Below are 14836 nucleotides of genomic sequence, written 5' to 3' on the forward strand. Positions count from 1 at the left end.
CTTGCCAACCGGCCAAGTACCAGCGCCGTGACCGAGTCCCCGCGCCGCCCCGGAAACGACCCGGTTGCCGACGATGGAATGGGCACCGTCGGCAACAACGGTGCCCAACCGTCGCGCCGACCCCGGTCGTCCGGGATCGCACCGCGCCGTGTCCGTCCCTTCTGGACTGTCCGGCCGTGGGTAGCCAGAACGTCGGGCCGCGGCCGGCTGAGCCGGGATCGGGGGATGCGGAGCGCTCATCGGTTGTCCTGGTCGTGGAATTCGGTGGCGGTGAGGCCTAGATAGGCGTCGCCGCAGAGGAACGGGATGGCGCGGGGCCAGGAGGTTTCGGCTGGGGTGGCCGGTTCGTGCCGGGTGCGCCAGGCACGTTTGCGGCGGGTTTCGTCGAGTTCCCATCCAAGCAGTGCCAACCGGCTGCGCAGCACCTGCGTCGCGACCTCCGGTGCGGCGCGTGGAGCGTGGTCGCGGCACAGACCGTGGCCGTGTGTCCAGCGTTCGCGGACGGTGCTGTGGTGAGCTGCCGCTTCGAGCAGTGCGAGTTCTCGGCGTTCGGCGAGTTCGCTTGCCGCACAGGTGGCACACGAGGGCTCGTTGTGGCGGAAGTTCCGGAGCGCCTCGGCGACGAAGCGCTCCGGTCGCCGGAGGGCGGCCGCAGCTTCGGTTCGGTTCCCTCGGGTGAGGGGCGGCCAAGCGGCGCGGAGACGGGCGGACATCCGGGCCTGCGGGGTGGCGGCAAGGCGATCGGCGAGTTGGGCCAGCCGGGCTTGCTCGCTTCGGTGCAGCACCTCGGCGATCCGGCCGGCGCCGCGGGGATCGAGGGCGGTGGCGTCGCCCAGATGCGCGGGGCAGAGCGCGGACTCGCCGGGATCGAGACGGTCCAGGTCCTGGTCGAGAAGCCAGCTGGTGTAGCGCAGTCCGCCCTGGGCACGGGCCCGGCACACCGGGCAGCAGGATCGGTCCAGCCCGGCGCGCACACGTTCCACTGTGGACTCGTCGTTGAGCTGCTTGTCCTGCTGGACAAGCAGATCAACGGCAGTGGCGAGATGTGCGGCACGGATCGGCAGATCGGGGTCGGACGGCGGGGTATCCGGCTGCCCCGAGGCCAGTGCGGTCAACGTGCTCGCGAGCTGCCACGGTGCGGTTTCCAGGACGTCGAGCAAGTGCTGGGTGCACAGTCGTCCGGCGCCGGCCAGGACCTCGGGGTCGTCGAGCCACCGGACGACGGTGCCCAGGCGCCGCCCGACTGCGGCGGTCATTTTGGCGCACGCGTCACAGCGGTAGTACGTGACGCCGGCGAGCGCGGAGGAGACCAGGTCCCCGAAGAGAGCGGGCAGGACGTGGACGCCGTCGGAACTGGTCATCAGCAGCCGGGTGTGGGGTGCGCAGAAACCGCCGTTTCGCGCGACCCGGCGGCGGTAGTCGGGTTCCCGGTGGGTTTCCATGACGTACCAGGTGCACCAGTGGTGCTGCGCGGCATCCTTGTCTCGGCACAGCAGACAGCCACCCTCGTTGAGTGCACGGACGAGTTTGCGGCGTTCCTCGTCGTGCCACCCGTCCGTTTTCACGGCATGCTCCGGAGTTGCGCTGCTACTCGAGCGCGAGTGGCCCGCAGGCGGGCCGCGGGCGGACCGACGCCGTCGAGACGACGCCGCATCGCCTCCCTTCGTGGGTCCGGGTCGAGCGAGAAAGCCAGTTGCACGGCGCTGTGCAGGAGCCACTGGTGGTACTGCAGCAGCCGCTCGATTTCCGCGGCGAGCGGCGCGCGTTCGTCGTCCACCGGGATCTCGTGCAGCTCCTCTCGCAGCCGGTGATAGGTGCCGGCCAGTTCGCCGCCGGCCCGGCCGACGTGGCCGGGCACCTCGCCGGCGGCGCCGCAGGCGCGCACGGCGGTCTCGGTCTCCGGTGCGACCGCGATGGCACGGTCGAGCAGCGACAACAGCCGGGTCAACTGCTGCTCGGGGGAGACTGCCGGATGGCGGAAGCGGCGGAGGAAGTCGGGCATCGTTCATCCGGTGTGGACAGTGAAGGCGGTTTCCGCGATGCCGTAGGGGAGTTCCGGCGCATCGGCGGCGATCTGCAGCAGCCGGTTGTACTTCGCGACCCGTTCGCCGCGGGCGGGAGCACCGGCTTTGAGCTGCCCGCAGCCGACCCCGACGGCGAGGTCGGCGATGAAGTCGTCGGTCGTTTCCCCGGACCGGTGGGAGATCATCTGGCCGTACCCGTGTTCGCGGCAGATCTCGATGGCTTCGAGTGTTTCGGTGACGGTGCCGATCTGGTTGAGCTTGATCAGCGCGGCGTTGGCGACGGCCAGTTTGGCACCGCGGGCGATACGGGCCGCGGTGGTGACGAAGTTGTCGTCGCCGACCAGCTGGATGCGGTCGCCGAGTTCGGCGGTGAGTTCGCGCCAGCCGGCCAGATCGTCCTCGGCCATGCCGTCCTCGATGCTCCAGATCGGGAAGTCGCGCACCATCTGGACGTAGCGCTGCACGAGGTCCGAGGAGCTGTGCCGGTGCTCGTTGACCAGGTAGGTACCGTCGGGCCCGCGGAATTGGGACGCGGCCGGGTCCAGTGCGATGGCGATGCCGTCGAGCCCGGCGGGGTAGCCGGCGTCTTCGATCGCGCGCAACAGCAACTGCAGTGCGTCTTCGGGCCGGGTGAGCTCCGGGGCGAATCCACCCTCGTCGCCGAGACCGACCGAATGGCCGCGGTCGGCCAGCAACGTCCGCAGTGCCGCGTAGACTTCGGCACCGGCGCGGATCGCCTCCGCCACGGTGGCCGCCGCGAGCGGCGCGATCAGGAACTCCTGGAAGTCCAGGCCGGTGTGCGCGTGCGCGCCGCCGTTGAGCACGTTGAAATGCGGAACGGGGAGCCGGGGCCGTCCGCCCTGGACGTGCAGCCAGGACCACAGCGGGACTTCGCCGGCGTCGGCGAGCATGCGCGCCACCGCCATGGACACGCCGACGATCGCGTTCGCCCCGATGCGGCTGCGGTCCTCGGTGCCGTCCAGCTCGATCATCGCGGCGTCGATGTCGGCCAGGCCGGTCCAGGAACGGGCGCAGAGCAGCTGACGGAGTTCGCTGTTGACCGTGTCGACGGCTCCGAGCACCCCCGCGCCGCCGTAGCGGGCCGGGTCTGCATCTCGGCGTTCGTGGGCTTCGCTGCGTCCGGTCGAGGCACCGGAGGGCACCGTCGCAGTGGCGCTGCGGGACCCGTGGGACACGGTGACCGACAGCGTGGGGCGGCCACGGGAGTCCAGGATCTCGCAGGCGCGCAGGCCGGTGAACTGCACAGTGGTCACGGTGTCCTCCTCGGGTTGGGTGGTGCGGTTTCGCCGGGCCGGGTGAGCGGGTGCACGGCGAGCAGGTAGGCCGCGCCGAGCGCGAGCACCCCGGCCGTCGAGAGCCAGGCCGAGCCGATGTCCCAGAGCCCGCCGACGAGCACGGCGACGACCCCGCCAAGGCCGCCGAACAGCAGCCGGCTGCGGTTGCGCAGCCAAGTCAGCGGGCCGGTGTGGCGGTGGAGAGTGCGGCGCGCCTCGGCGGTGCCGAGGAACACCAGCGTGAGGAGCCCGCTCGCGCAGCCCTGCGCGAGCGACGGTCCGCCCACTGCCGTGGCAACGGCGGCAGCCAGGGCCGCGAGCACGACGATCCAGGAGCCGGGCCGGCGAGCAGCGGCCAGGACGAGCAGCAGTGCGACGGCCGCGGCGAGCAGGACGACGGGCGATGCCTGCACAGTGGAGGCAACCATGAGCATGCCGGTGCCGACCATCGGGACCGGCCCGTGTGCCGGCTCGTTCATCCGGTCCTCCCGGGCAATGGACGGCGGGCGAGCGGCCCGAGCACCTCGTCGAGCAGGTGGCCGACGGGCCAGCGGACGACCGGGATCCCGAGATCGGTCAGGTTCGCTTCGACACGCCGTCGTTCGAGGCGCCAGAGCCGGAGGGCGATCCGGTCGATCCGGCTGTCCCGTCCGGTCGGCGGCGCGGTACGCAAAGTGTCGACCACGACGAGTGCGCATCCGCGCTGCCGAAGATCGCGGACCGAAGCCAGTGCCCGTCGGTCGAGCAAGGGCGAGAACATCACCACGGCCGCGCGAGGAGGCAGCGCGGGCCGCGGGATCCGGCCGAGGTCCGGTTCGACCACGGCATCGTCGAGCCTGACCTCCAGAAGGGTGTCGGCCACCCGGTAGAACTGCCGCTCGCCCACGTCGGGGCCGACCCAGCGGAGGATGCCGCCCAGTGCGACCACGCCGGCCCGGTCACCCCGGTCCAGCGCGGTCTGCACGACCGAGGTCGCCCCGTGCACGCCGAGGTCCAGTGTGGATCCGCCCGGCTGCGGAACGTCGGAGAAGCTGTCGACGACCGCGACGATCTCGGCGGCCTGCTCGGCGAGCCGGTCGGTGACGTGCAGTTGTCCGCGGCGGGCACTGGCCGTCCAGTTGATCCGGCGGAGCAGGTCCCCCGGCTGGTACGGCCGCACCGCGGCGAATTCGATGCCGCTGCCGCGCCTTCGTCCGATGTGGACGCCGGCGCGGTCGGGCAGATCGGCCGGGCGCGGCATCGCGGCGAGTGTTCCGGCCGCCGGATAGACCCGAAGCTCCGTCCGCTCTGCCGTCAGCGTGGTTTCGGCCAATCCGGAGTGGGCGTACGCGGCCACGCGCGGCTGCAACGACCACCGCCCCCAGCGTCCGGGCCGGAGCATGAAGGTGCGTCCGTCCCGAGTGGAGGTTTCCACGTGCGGAGAAGGCAGCGAGACGGAGATTTCGTCGACCGGGCCGTTCGCCCCGGCGTCGACGGTCAGTGGTACTTCGTCGTATTCGAGGCAGCGCGGGTGCTGCAGCCTCGTCTCGACGGTGAGGGATCCGGCCGGTCGTTGCCGTTGCCGGCCGCCGGCGAGGGCACCCAGCAGGGGCGCGGCGAAGCCGAGCAGTTCGATCTTCCCGAGGATTGCCCCGGCCAGCACCGTGATGCCGGCGCAGGTGGCGAGGGCGAGGGCAAGCCGGGTCGGCTGCCAGCGCACCGCAACGGTGCTCATCCCGGCCTCCCTGCCCGGGGGACCGGGACCTCGTTCAGGATCCGGGCGAGCACATCCTCGCCGCGCACCTGCCGAACCCACAATTCGGGCCGGAGGCTGAGCCGGTGTCCCCAGGCGGCGGGCACGAGCGCCTTCACGTCCTCGGGCATCGTGTAGTCCCGGCCGGCCAGCAGAGCTTTCGCCCGTGCCAGCTGGACCAGTTCGAGACAGGCCCGCGGGCTGGCACCGACGACCACCTGGGCATGCCCGCGGGTCGCGTCGGCCAGCTGGACGACGTAGGTCAGGATGTCCCGGTCCACGTCGACCTGCTCGACCGACTCCTGCAGGACCGGCAGCTCGCCGGCGATCAGGATCCGGCGCAGCGAGGGCGGGGCGGAGCCGCGTTCGAGGCGCCGCCGCAACATGTCCTGTTCGCCGTCGGCGGGCAGGTAGCCGATGCGCACGCGCAGGGTGAACCGGTCGAGCTGGGCTTCCGGCAGGGGATAGGTGCCCTCGTATTCGATCGGGTTGTCGGTGGCGAGCACGACGAACGGTTCGGGCAGCCGGTGTGTCCGCCCGTCGACGCTGACCTGTCCCTCGGCCATCGCTTCCAGCAGCGCGGCCTGCGTCTTCGGCGGGGTGCGATTGATCTCGTCGGCCAGCAGCAGGTTGGTGAACACCGGCCCGGGACGGAACACCAGCCGGTGCTCGGCCTGGTCGTAGACGACCGCACCGGTGACGTCGGAAGGCAGGAGATCCGGGGTGAACTGGATGCGGGAGAACTCGAGGCCGAGCACCGTCGCGAAGGAGCGCGCGATGAGCGTCTTGCCCAGCCCCGGCAGGTCTTCGATGAGCACGTGCCCGCGCGCGAGGATGCCCAGCAGGATCAGCTCCAGGACCTCCCGTTTGCCGACCACTGCGTGCTCGGCCTCGTCGAGTGCGGCGATCGAGCGGGCTGCGGTGCCCGCGTCGGCGAGTGTCATCGTGCCTCCAGGCGGTCGAGGATCCGTTCGAGGGTTTCCCGCGACGGTCCGGGCGCATCCCGGTCGCCGGACCGCGAACGGCGTGGGTCGGCCAACGGCCAGAGGTCCTCGCCGAGCACCTGCCTGCCGTCCGCCGGGCCCACCAGCCGGACCAGGATCGGCCGCAGATCGCAATCCCACGCATGCCGGGAGGTGTCCGACCAGGCGACGGCCGCGGCGAGCTTGGCGTAACCGGGAAAGTCCGGCCGCCGGGCGGCGCGTTCGGGAATCCCCGGCCGGGCGGACCCGTGCAGGGACGCGCGGACGGCGAGCACCACCAGCACCGTGATCAGTACGGCGCTCACGAACAGGCCGGTGGTTGCGGCGACGGCGTAGCCCGCGGCGAGCAACGCCACCGCGACGACCGGCACAACGATCGGAATCATGTCCGCCTGCCCAGATCGTCGAGGAGCTCGTCGAGTGCCCGGCGTGCGGTGTCCTGGTGGGCACCGGTCATCGGATGGTGGCTGAACCTGGCTTCGGCGAAGACGTCGACCAGCCTGCCTGCCGGGCCGGATCGCACGAGTCCGGCGTCCGCGGCGCGGGCGAGCACCGCGGACGGAGTATCGGAGGGCCGCGGCGCCGCTTCGGCCGAACCGGCCAGCGCGCGTTCCATCGCGGCGAACGAGCGCAGGATCGCGCCGCGCGGCCCGCCTGCGGTCGGCAGCGCGAGCTCGGTTCGGCCGGCCTCGGTGGCCGCGGCCAGCGCACCGGTATTCGCCGTCCGCGGCCGGCGGCGCCGGACGAGCGCTACCGCCAGCGCCGCGACCACGAGGAGCACGACCAGCAGGAGCCAGGACTGTCCGCCGCCATCCGGTGCGCCCGCCGGTCCTGGCAAAGGTGCGGGCGGCGCCGGCGGTGCGAGCCGGATCGGGGCAACACCGGGCCGAGCGGCCCGCGACGCCATGAAGGCCAGGCCGACGAGCGGCGCAGCGGTCACCGCGAGGATCGCCGGCACCGCCCACCGTCGGCCCCACTTCGTGCCCGGTGCTTCGACGACGTGCTGGAAGTCGTCGTCTTCCGGCCTGCGGCGGCGCCGCAGTGCCGCGAACAGGAAGAGCACCAGCAGCAGGCCGGCCACGATCAGGACCGAGGCGAAGACGGCCATCGTCGTGCCGCCGGCGTGGGCGAACGGGCCCGGGAACGACCAGTGGGAGTCCGCTCGGGCACGCAGCCCCGCCGCGCCGGCGGCCAGCAGGACTCCGACCATCGGCACCGATGCCGGAAGCGTGGCTTCATCCCGGTGTCGCATCAGCACACCTCTCCCTGACCTGTTCGTCAGGGACCGTTAGCGGCGTGCCGCGGTTCGGGTGAGCCCCATCACCTCCTGCTGATTGTGCCACGACCCGGCGCCGGATGCGATCAGCCGATCGCCCGGTTCGGGTATGCTGGGGCGAGGCGATGAAGCTCGCCGCAACCGCCGCACCCGGCTGATGGCTTCTACCAGTACCGAGCTGGTTGGAAGCGGGTGGTGCGGCATGCCGCGTTTTCCGAGCGTCCTGTTCCCCGACGGCGAATCCGCCGACGGGCTTGCCGAGCCCGCGTTCTTCGGCGACCTGAATTTCGGTCAAGTGGTGTCCGCGATCACCGCCGGGCACGGCGACTACGAGCTGGACCCGTTCTTCTTCGCGCCGCTCCACGAGGAATCGGCCGTCGAATACCGGCACGAGGTGTTCGGTGACCTCGAGCGCGACGAGGTGCACGAGGTGCTCGGGGAGTTCGCCGAGCGGATGCAGCGCATGCGCAAGCGCCGCACGCTGGCCGGCAAGATCCACTATCCGAGGCAGCAGCAGCGGTGGTTCCTGGACTCGGTGGACTCCTACTGTGCTGCGGTCGCCTTCTTGCAGGAAGGTCTGGACCGGGTCGAGCTCCGTTCCCGTGGCCTGCAGGCGATGCGCGAGCACGTGACCGGCTACCTCTCGGGCGAGTCCTTTCGCGCTCTGCTCGCCGACACCCGCGACCTGCAGGAACGGCTGGCCCGGATCAAGTACCGCGTGCACGTGCAGGGAGCACGGGTCAAGGTCAGCGCGTTCGCCGAGGACGCCGACTACAGCAGCGAGGTCGAAAAGACGTTCGCGAAGTTCAAACAGGGTGCCGTGCAGGACTACCTCGTCGACTTCCGCGATCCGCCGGAGATGAACCACATCGAGGCCCAGGTGCTCGACTGTGTCGCCCGGCTCCATCCGGAAACCTTCCGCGCGCTGGCCGGCTACTGCGAGCGGCACCGGGACCCGGTGGAGGCCACGATCGGCCGGTTCGACCGCGAGGTGCAGTTCTACCTGGCCTACCTGGCCCACGTCCGGCGGCTTTCCCAGGCAGGACTGACGTTCTGCTATCCGGAAGTGTCGGCCAGCTCGCGGGAAGTGTTCGCCGAGGACGCCTTCGATCTCGCCTTGGCCACCAAGCTGGTCCCGGACACACCGGTGGTGTGCAACGACTTCCGGACGAGCAGCACCGAACGCGTGCTCGTGGTGACCGGGCCGAATCAGGGTGGCAAGACCACGTTCGCGCGGATGTTCGGGCAGCTGACCCATCTGGCCGCGCTGGGCTGCCCGGTGCCCGCGGCGCGGGCCCGGCTGTTCCTGCCGGACCGGGTCTTCACCCACTTCGAACGGGAGGAGGACCCGGTCAGCCTGCGTGGCAAGCTCGAGGACGAACTGGTGCGGATCCGCGACATCCTCCGCGACGCGACGGGTCGCAGCGTCATCGTGCTGAACGAGAGCTTCGCGTCCACCACGTTGCAGGACGCTCGCTACATCGGTACCGAAGTGCTGCGCCGCATTATCGATCTGGGTGCGCTCGCCGTCTACGTGACCTTTGTGGACGATCTCGCCGCGCTGGGCGAGGAGACGGTCAGCATGGTGGGTGCGGTCGTGCCGGACGATCCGGCGGAACGGACCTACAAGATCGAGCGCAGACCGGCGGACGGGCTCGCCTACGCCGCGGCGCTCGCGACCAAGTACGGACTCACCTACCAGGAGCTGAGGAGGCGGATCGGGCGATGAAGGTCTTCCTGCTGCACGGCGACCGGGACGGCGCACCGGACGCCTCGCCGCCGCCGAACCGGCACGACCTCACCCAGGACCTCGAACTGGACACGCTGTTCGACGCGATGGCCGCGGAAGACGAGTTCCTGCGTGACATCGTGCCCCGCGTGGTGTTCGCGAGCCTCTCCGAGCCGGAGGAGATCCGTTACCGCCAGCAGGTTCTCGCCGACTGCGTGGCCAATCCGGCGGTCGTGCGCGACCTCTACGCCATCGCCGTCGACGCACGCCGGGTGGAGCGCAAGGTCTGGTTCGGCATCCTGTCCCGCGAGTCACCCGAGCACATCCTGCACCGGTCGGTGAAGATACTGGAGTACCTCGTCGAGAACCTCCGGCAGCTGCGGCAGATCGCAGCCGAGCACGCCGGTGCGTTCGATTCGCCGGGATTCCGGCGGTTTTTCGCGATGCTGCAGGAGGAACTGGACGACGACTACTTCGCGCTGGTGGGCAATCACCTGAAGGAGCTCGAATTCCCGCACGGAGTGCTGATGAGCGCGGAACTCGGTGCGGGCAACCGCGGGGTCCGCTACGGTTTGCACCGCGTACCGCACCGTGGCTGGCTGGAACGCATCGCCGGCAGTTCCCCGCCCAGCTACGGGTTCACCGTGCCGGCCCGGGACGAGGCCGGTGCCCGTGCGCTGGGCGACCTGCAGGACCAGGGGCTGAACGTGGTCGCCAACGCACTGGCCCAGTCCGCCGACCACGTGAAGAGCTTCTTCCACGTGCTGCGTGCCGAGCTGGCGTTCTACCTCGGCTGCCTGAACCTCCACGAGCGCCTGTCCGCGAAGGGTGCGCCGTGCTGTTTCCCCGAGCCTCGCCCCGGCACAGACGTGGCGCTGACCGCACGCGGGTTGTACGACGTCTGCCTGGCGCTGCGGAGCCGGGAACCGGTGGCCGGTAACGATGTCGATGCGGACGGGGCGTCGCTCGTGCTGATCACCGGCGCCAATCAGGGTGGCAAGTCGACCTTCCTGCGCAGCTGCGGTACCGCGCAGCTGATGCTGCAGGCCGGCATGTTCGCACCGGCCGGATCGTTGCGCGCCGATGTCTGCACGGGTCTGTTCACCCACTTCAAACGGGAGGAGGACGACACGATGACGAAAGGCAAACTGGACGAGGAACTGGCCAGGATGAGCGAAATCGCCGACCGGATCCGGCCCGGCGGGCAGTTGCTGTGCAACGAATCCTTCGCCTCCACCAACGAGGCCGAAGGCTCCGAACTCGCCCGCCGGGTGATCCGCGCTCTCACCGAGTCGGGGGTCAAGGTCCTGTTCGTCACCCACCTGTACGACCTGGGCCGCAGTCTCCACGAGCAGCACCGTGACGACATGCTGTTCCTGCGCGCGGAACGCGGGCAGACCTACCGGCTGGCCGAGGGCGAGCCGTTGCCGACCAGTTACGGGGCGGACTCCTACCGCCGGGTCTTCGCCCCTGCCACCGGCAGTGACGGGTAGGCGCGGATCCGGTGCGGCTGTTACCGTGAAAGTGTCCGTGGCCCGCGGGGTCACGACCGGCGATGGAGCTCGCCGTGATCGCGCCGGCCGGCGCTGATGGCTTCTACCTGTGACCGCGTCCGCACAGCTTTCGTGAGTGGCTGCGCCGGACGACCGGACGAGGAGGAAGCCATGGGGCTGGACGCCAAACCGGTGAACCTGCGGTGCACCGGCCTGATCCTGCGGCGCGCGCACGTGCTGCTGTGCCGGCGGACCGAGGACTGGGTGCTGCCCGGTGGCACGCCGAAGGACGGGGAATCCGTCGCATCCTGCGTGCGCCGCGAGGTACGCGAGGAGACCGGTCTCGCGGTCCTCCCGGGTGGCGTGGCGTTCGTGCTGGAGACCACCAATCCCGAGTACGGGCAGCACCTGATCGAGATCGTGCTGCATGCCGTGGACGACGATCCCGAATCCGAGCCGCACGGGGCCGAAGCCGGTCTCGTGCCGTCGTTCGTGCACCTGGAACACGTGCCGTCGCTGGGATTGCGGCCGCCGATCGGCGGGCACCTTCGCTCGTTCCACGCCGGTGGCGCACAGCGGACTGCCGCTTACCTGGGCAACGTGTGGCGACCGGCGCCGGCCGAAGCGAGGCGAACGTGGTGACCACCGCGGCACAGCTGGCTCACCTCGCCGAGCGGGCCCGGCCCTGCCTTCCGGCCGGCCGGGCCCGGCTGCTGGACGACACGATCTCCCGCGCGCTTGCCGGGCGGGTCCGGGTGCTCGTGCTCGGCGAAGCCAAACGTGGCAAGAGCACGCTGGTGAACTCGTTGTTCGCCCGAGACCTGCTGCCGACCGGCGCGCTGCCGGTGACCTCCGTCGCCACCACGGTGACGGTCGCGTCCACAGTGGACGCCGAAGTTCGCCACCGGGACGGGCACGCCCAGCCGATCGGGCTGGCCGAAGTGGCCGATCTGGTCAGTGAGCGAGGTAATCCGGGCAACGCCCGCCGGATCGACTCGGTGCGGATCACGGCGCCCTCGCGGTACCTGCCGGAGGGCACCGAGGTGGTCGATTCACCGGGTACCGGCTCGGTGCACCGGGCCAACACCGAGGAAGCCGCGCGGGCCCGCGACAGCGTGGATCTCGCCGTGCTGGTGGTGGCGGCCGATCCGCCGGTGTCGCAGGCCGAACTGTCGCTGGCCACCGAGGTGCTGCGCACCGCGGCGTCCGCGGCGGTGGTGGTCAACAAGATCGACCTGGTGCGGGCGGAGGATCTGGCGGAGATCGTCGCCTTCACCAGAGCAGCGGTCACGCAGCCGCTGGGCGCGGGAGTGCCCGTGCTTCCGCTGTCGCTGCGCACGTCCGAGCCGGCGGAATTGGCCGCGTGGCTCGGCGAACGGATCACCCGCCACGGCGAGGCGGACGTCGTCGCAGCCACCGCACGGACGATGCGCCGAGAGGTCGCCGCGGCGCTCGAGGCCCTCCGGATCGAGCATGAACTGCTCCGCAGGTCCGCCGAGGACAGTGCGGATGTGGTGCGCGCATTGCGGGAGATCCTGGAAAACGCTCGCACCGCCGAATCGGCCGCGGTCGACCACGTGCACGGTGTGGCACGCCGCGCCCGCGCTCGCCTGGACACTTCCCACGAAGACGCGGTCGACGCGGCGGTGGCGTCCGCGCGGCGGCTGCTCGGAGCGGCGCTACCGGAACAGCCGGCGCGTCCCGAGGCGGCGGCGGACCTGATGCGGAAGGAACTCGGTGATCGTGCGGCCGAGTCCGGTACCACGTGGTTCCACCAGATCGGTGCCGAGCTGGAAGCCACTGCACAGGCCGGTGCGCGGCAGGCGCTGGCCGGTCTCACCGCAGATCTCACGCGGGCGCGGGCGGCCGCCGCCGGTGTGCTCGAAATCCGGTTGGCCGACGCGCAGGTGCCCGAACCCGAGGCAGCGCCGCGGTTGCCGGCACTCGAAATCGGTCCGGAGGTCGCGTGGCGGGAGCTGGTCACCACGGCGCTGGCGGGTCGGATGCCGGCCCCGATCCGCCGGAAGCGGTTGCACCGCCACCTGGCCGGGTGGGCGGAGGCTGCGGTGCCGCGCCCGTTCGGACGAGCCCGGTCTGCCCTCCAGACATGGCTGCAGGACACCGCACGGGGCACCGAGCACGCGCTCGCGGACATCTGGCGCGCACAGGTCGCCGCACTCGAAGACGGTCTCCTGGAAGCAACCCGGGGCCGGGGCACTGCCCAGGAAGGACGTCTCGGCGAGCTGGGCGATCGAATCGGCACCCTGGATCAGCTGGTGCGCGAACTCGACGCCGCCGTCTCCGCCGCCACCGCAACGGCGCGGTGAAGCGACGTGAACTCTTTCGTGCAGCACGAATGCCGGGATCAAGCGCCCGGTCGGCTCGCCGGTTCGCAGCGGTGGATGCAGACGGAACTGCTGATCCTGGAGTGGGTCCACGAGCGAGTCCCGCGGTCTGCGGTGCCGTTCGCCCGGGTGGTCACCGCACTGGGCGAGACGCCGGTGGTGTGGGCGCTGGTCGGCACTTCCTGCCTGGTCCGGGCAGTGCGCTCCGGCGGCCGGGCGCACTGGGCCGGTCCGCTGTCGACCCTTGCCGCGGCAACTGCCCTCCGGCGCGGCACCGCCGAGCTGATCGCCCGGCCACGTCCACCCGAACGGCTCTGGCGCGCTCCGTGGTCCGGTCCGAGTTTCCCGTCCCGGCACACCGCACTCGGGACGCTCGGCGTCGCTCTCGCCGCGGCGGATCTCCTGTCCCGGCCAGCGGGTGTCACGTGCCGGTGGCAGCGGCGATCGGGATGAGCCGGGTCGTGCTCGGTGTGCACTGGCCCAGCGACGTGGTGGGCGGGTGGGGGTTCGCCGTGGCGACTCTGGCGGTGGCGCACCGGGTGGGGAGGCGCCGCCGTGATCGGTGTTGAGCTGTGCCACGCGTTCGTCGAGTTCCCGGTTTTCGACGCGAAATCGCGTTCGCTGAAGAAGCGGGTGCTCCGCTCGGCGGGAGGTGCGATCCGGGACGGGGCGAAGGTGCCGGTCGTGACCGCGTTGCAGGACCTCACCGTGTCCATTGCGGAGGGTGACCGGGTCGGGCTGGTCGGGCACAACGGCGCCGGCAAATCGACCCTGTTGCGGCTGTTGGCGGGGATCTACGAGCCCACCCGCGGGTCCGCGTGGCGGAGCGGGCGAGTGGCGCCGGTGTTCGATCTCGGCCTCGGCCTGGACCCGGAAACCTCCGGGCTGGAGAACATCCTGGTGCGCGGGATGTTCCTCGGCATGACTCGCAAGCAGATGCGTGCCCGAGCCGGCGAGATCGCCGAGTTCACCGAGCTGGGTGACTACCTGCGGATGCCGTTGCGTACCTATTCCACCGGCATGCGGGTCCGGCTGGCGCTCGGCGTGGTGACCTCCATCGACCCCGAGATCCTGGTGCTGGACGAGGGCATCGGCGCGGTCGACGCGGACTTTCTCGAACGGGCCCGGTCCCGGCTGCACGAGCTGATCGCGCGGTGCGGACTGCTGGTGTTCGCCTCGCACACCGAGGATTTTCTGCTCGACCTGTGCGATTCGGCGCTGTGGCTGGAATCCGGGCGGATCGTGCAGGCCGGTGCGGTGGCCGAGGTCGTCGGCGCCTACCGCCGTCGCGCCGTGCGCACGCTTGAAAGCGATCCACGTTTCGAGCACGTCCGGGGTGAACATGCCGCGCGGCGGTCGATCACGGCTTCGAGCGAACCGGGGACGGGGCGCCGGTAGGGGAGGGTCGATCCGCGCGGCGGCCGGCGCGGTGAACTACCGCATGACGCGCCGATCAGTGGTCAGGACACGAGCGCGATGCCGAGCACGACGCCACCGGTCGCAGCGGCGAATCCCGACACGACGTGGCCGAGCGCGGACAGGACGGTGCGGCGGGCCGGCCCCTGGTGCACGAGCGCGCGGGTGGCGGGTCCGAAGACGCAGAAGGTGGTCACCGCGGCGGAGAGGCCGATCCCGGCCGCGGCGAGCGGACTGTCGCGCGGCAGGCCGAGCAGCGCGGCACCGGTGAGTGCGCCGAGGGCGAATCCGCCGGCGACGCTGACCACGAGCGGATACCACCGGGAACCGGTGCGTCCCCTCGCGTCGATCGTGGTGCGCAGCGCGAACCCGAGCAGTCCGCCGAGGAGCATGACCAGGGTCGCCACGCGCGACCTCCCTACCTGTCTGATCGCAGCGATCATCGGACGAGGTAGGGACTGTTGGCGGCGAGCTGCCGCGGTTCGGGTCCGGCGAGCCCCACCGCCGGGCGCTGACGCGCTCCGCGGCAGCTTACTGCATTTC

At 71.0% G+C, this 14836-nt stretch carries 16 protein-coding genes and 2 riboswitches; of the genes, 7 read left to right on the forward strand and 9 right to left on the reverse strand.

The genetic code is table 11. The features are described from left to right. Positions 1-236: 236 nt before the first annotated feature. Genes ABD793_RS28920 through ABD793_RS28955 form a run of 8 tightly spaced genes read right to left on the reverse strand, consistent with a single transcriptional unit; the run spans position 237 to position 7286 of the window. Complete coding sequence (locus ABD793_RS28920) at positions 237-1565, reverse strand: hypothetical protein (RefSeq protein ID WP_344865640.1); 1329 nt, start codon at positions 1563-1565, stop codon at positions 237-239. Continuing rightward, positions 1562-2002 carry a hypothetical protein gene (locus ABD793_RS28925; RefSeq protein ID WP_344865642.1) on the reverse strand — a complete coding sequence of 147 codons (441 nt, stop codon included), beginning with the start codon at positions 2000-2002 and terminating at the stop codon, positions 1562-1564. Before ABD793_RS28925 ends, ABD793_RS28920 begins: the two co-directional genes overlap by 4 nt. Positions 2003-2005: 3 nt before the next feature. Continuing rightward, positions 2006-3298, reverse strand: a complete 1293-nt coding sequence (gene eno / locus ABD793_RS28930) for a phosphopyruvate hydratase (protein WP_344865644.1) — start codon at positions 3296-3298, stop codon at positions 2006-2008. After that, a complete protein-coding gene (locus tag ABD793_RS28935) occupies positions 3295-3798 on the reverse strand; it encodes a hypothetical protein (RefSeq protein WP_344865645.1) in 504 nt (167 codons plus the stop codon). The genes eno and ABD793_RS28935 overlap by 4 nt, the downstream gene beginning before the upstream one ends. Then, positions 3795-5033, reverse strand: coding sequence for a DUF58 domain-containing protein (locus tag ABD793_RS28940; protein WP_344865647.1), 1239 nt, complete (start codon positions 5031-5033; stop codon positions 3795-3797). The genes ABD793_RS28935 and ABD793_RS28940 overlap by 4 nt, the downstream gene beginning before the upstream one ends. Beyond that, positions 5030-5995, reverse strand: a complete 966-nt coding sequence (locus tag ABD793_RS28945; RefSeq protein ID WP_344865649.1) for an AAA family ATPase — start codon at positions 5993-5995, stop codon at positions 5030-5032. Before ABD793_RS28945 ends, ABD793_RS28940 begins: the two co-directional genes overlap by 4 nt. Continuing rightward, positions 5992-6420: a hypothetical protein gene (locus ABD793_RS28950; protein WP_344865651.1), complete on the reverse strand. Its 429-nt coding sequence runs from the start codon at positions 6418-6420 to the stop codon at positions 5992-5994. The genes ABD793_RS28945 and ABD793_RS28950 overlap by 4 nt, the downstream gene beginning before the upstream one ends. Continuing rightward, a complete protein-coding gene (locus ABD793_RS28955; RefSeq protein WP_344865653.1) occupies positions 6417-7286 on the reverse strand; it encodes a DUF4129 domain-containing protein in 870 nt (289 codons plus the stop codon). The genes ABD793_RS28950 and ABD793_RS28955 overlap by 4 nt, the downstream gene beginning before the upstream one ends. Positions 7287-7422: 136 nt before the next feature. Further along, a riboswitch (Fluoride riboswitch) is annotated at positions 7423-7484 on the forward strand. 28 nt (positions 7485-7512) lie between these two features. Here ABD793_RS28955 and ABD793_RS28960 point away from each other — a divergent pair. From ABD793_RS28960 to wzt, 7 genes are all read left to right on the forward strand, one after another. Then, on the forward strand, positions 7513-9039 hold the full coding sequence (locus ABD793_RS28960; protein ID WP_344865655.1) for a MutS-related protein: 1527 nt from the start codon (positions 7513-7515) through the stop codon (positions 9037-9039). Beyond that, the gene (locus ABD793_RS28965; protein WP_344865657.1) at positions 9036-10532 is read left to right on the forward strand and encodes a MutS-related protein; all 1497 of its coding nucleotides are present in this window, start codon (positions 9036-9038) and stop codon (positions 10530-10532) included. The genes ABD793_RS28960 and ABD793_RS28965 overlap by 4 nt, the downstream gene beginning before the upstream one ends. Positions 10533-10581: 49 nt before the next feature. Next, positions 10582-10645, forward strand: a riboswitch (Fluoride riboswitch). Positions 10646-10703: 58 nt separating this feature from the next. After that, positions 10704-11174 (forward strand): NUDIX hydrolase, encoded by a 471-nt coding sequence (locus ABD793_RS28970; protein ID WP_344865659.1) that lies wholly within the window; start codon positions 10704-10706, stop codon positions 11172-11174. Next, positions 11171-12859, forward strand: a complete 1689-nt coding sequence (locus ABD793_RS28975; RefSeq protein ID WP_344865661.1) for a dynamin family protein — start codon at positions 11171-11173, stop codon at positions 12857-12859. Before ABD793_RS28970 ends, ABD793_RS28975 begins: the two co-directional genes overlap by 4 nt. Positions 12860-12865: 6 nt before the next feature. Continuing rightward, positions 12866-13330 (forward strand): phosphatase PAP2 family protein, encoded by a 465-nt coding sequence (locus tag ABD793_RS28980; protein ID WP_344865663.1) that lies wholly within the window; start codon positions 12866-12868, stop codon positions 13328-13330. Beyond that, positions 13327-13446 carry a phosphatase PAP2 family protein gene (locus ABD793_RS42825; protein ID WP_425548789.1) on the forward strand — a complete coding sequence of 40 codons (120 nt, stop codon included), beginning with the start codon at positions 13327-13329 and terminating at the stop codon, positions 13444-13446. Before ABD793_RS28980 ends, ABD793_RS42825 begins: the two co-directional genes overlap by 4 nt. Further along, the gene (gene wzt, locus ABD793_RS28985; RefSeq protein ID WP_344865665.1) at positions 13433-14275 is read left to right on the forward strand and encodes a galactan export ABC transporter ATP-binding subunit Wzt/RfbE; all 843 of its coding nucleotides are present in this window, start codon (positions 13433-13435) and stop codon (positions 14273-14275) included. The genes ABD793_RS42825 and wzt overlap by 14 nt, the downstream gene beginning before the upstream one ends. Before the next feature lie 62 nt (positions 14276-14337). On the opposite strand, the gene ABD793_RS28990 is transcribed toward wzt, so the two are convergent. Then, positions 14338-14700 carry a fluoride efflux transporter CrcB gene (locus tag ABD793_RS28990; RefSeq protein WP_344865667.1) on the reverse strand — a complete coding sequence of 121 codons (363 nt, stop codon included), beginning with the start codon at positions 14698-14700 and terminating at the stop codon, positions 14338-14340. Between the last annotated feature and the right edge of the window lie 136 nt (positions 14701-14836).

It is taken from the genome of Amycolatopsis ultiminotia (genome assembly GCF_039536925.1).
GTDB lineage: Bacteria > Actinomycetota > Actinomycetes > Mycobacteriales > Pseudonocardiaceae > Amycolatopsis > Amycolatopsis ultiminotia.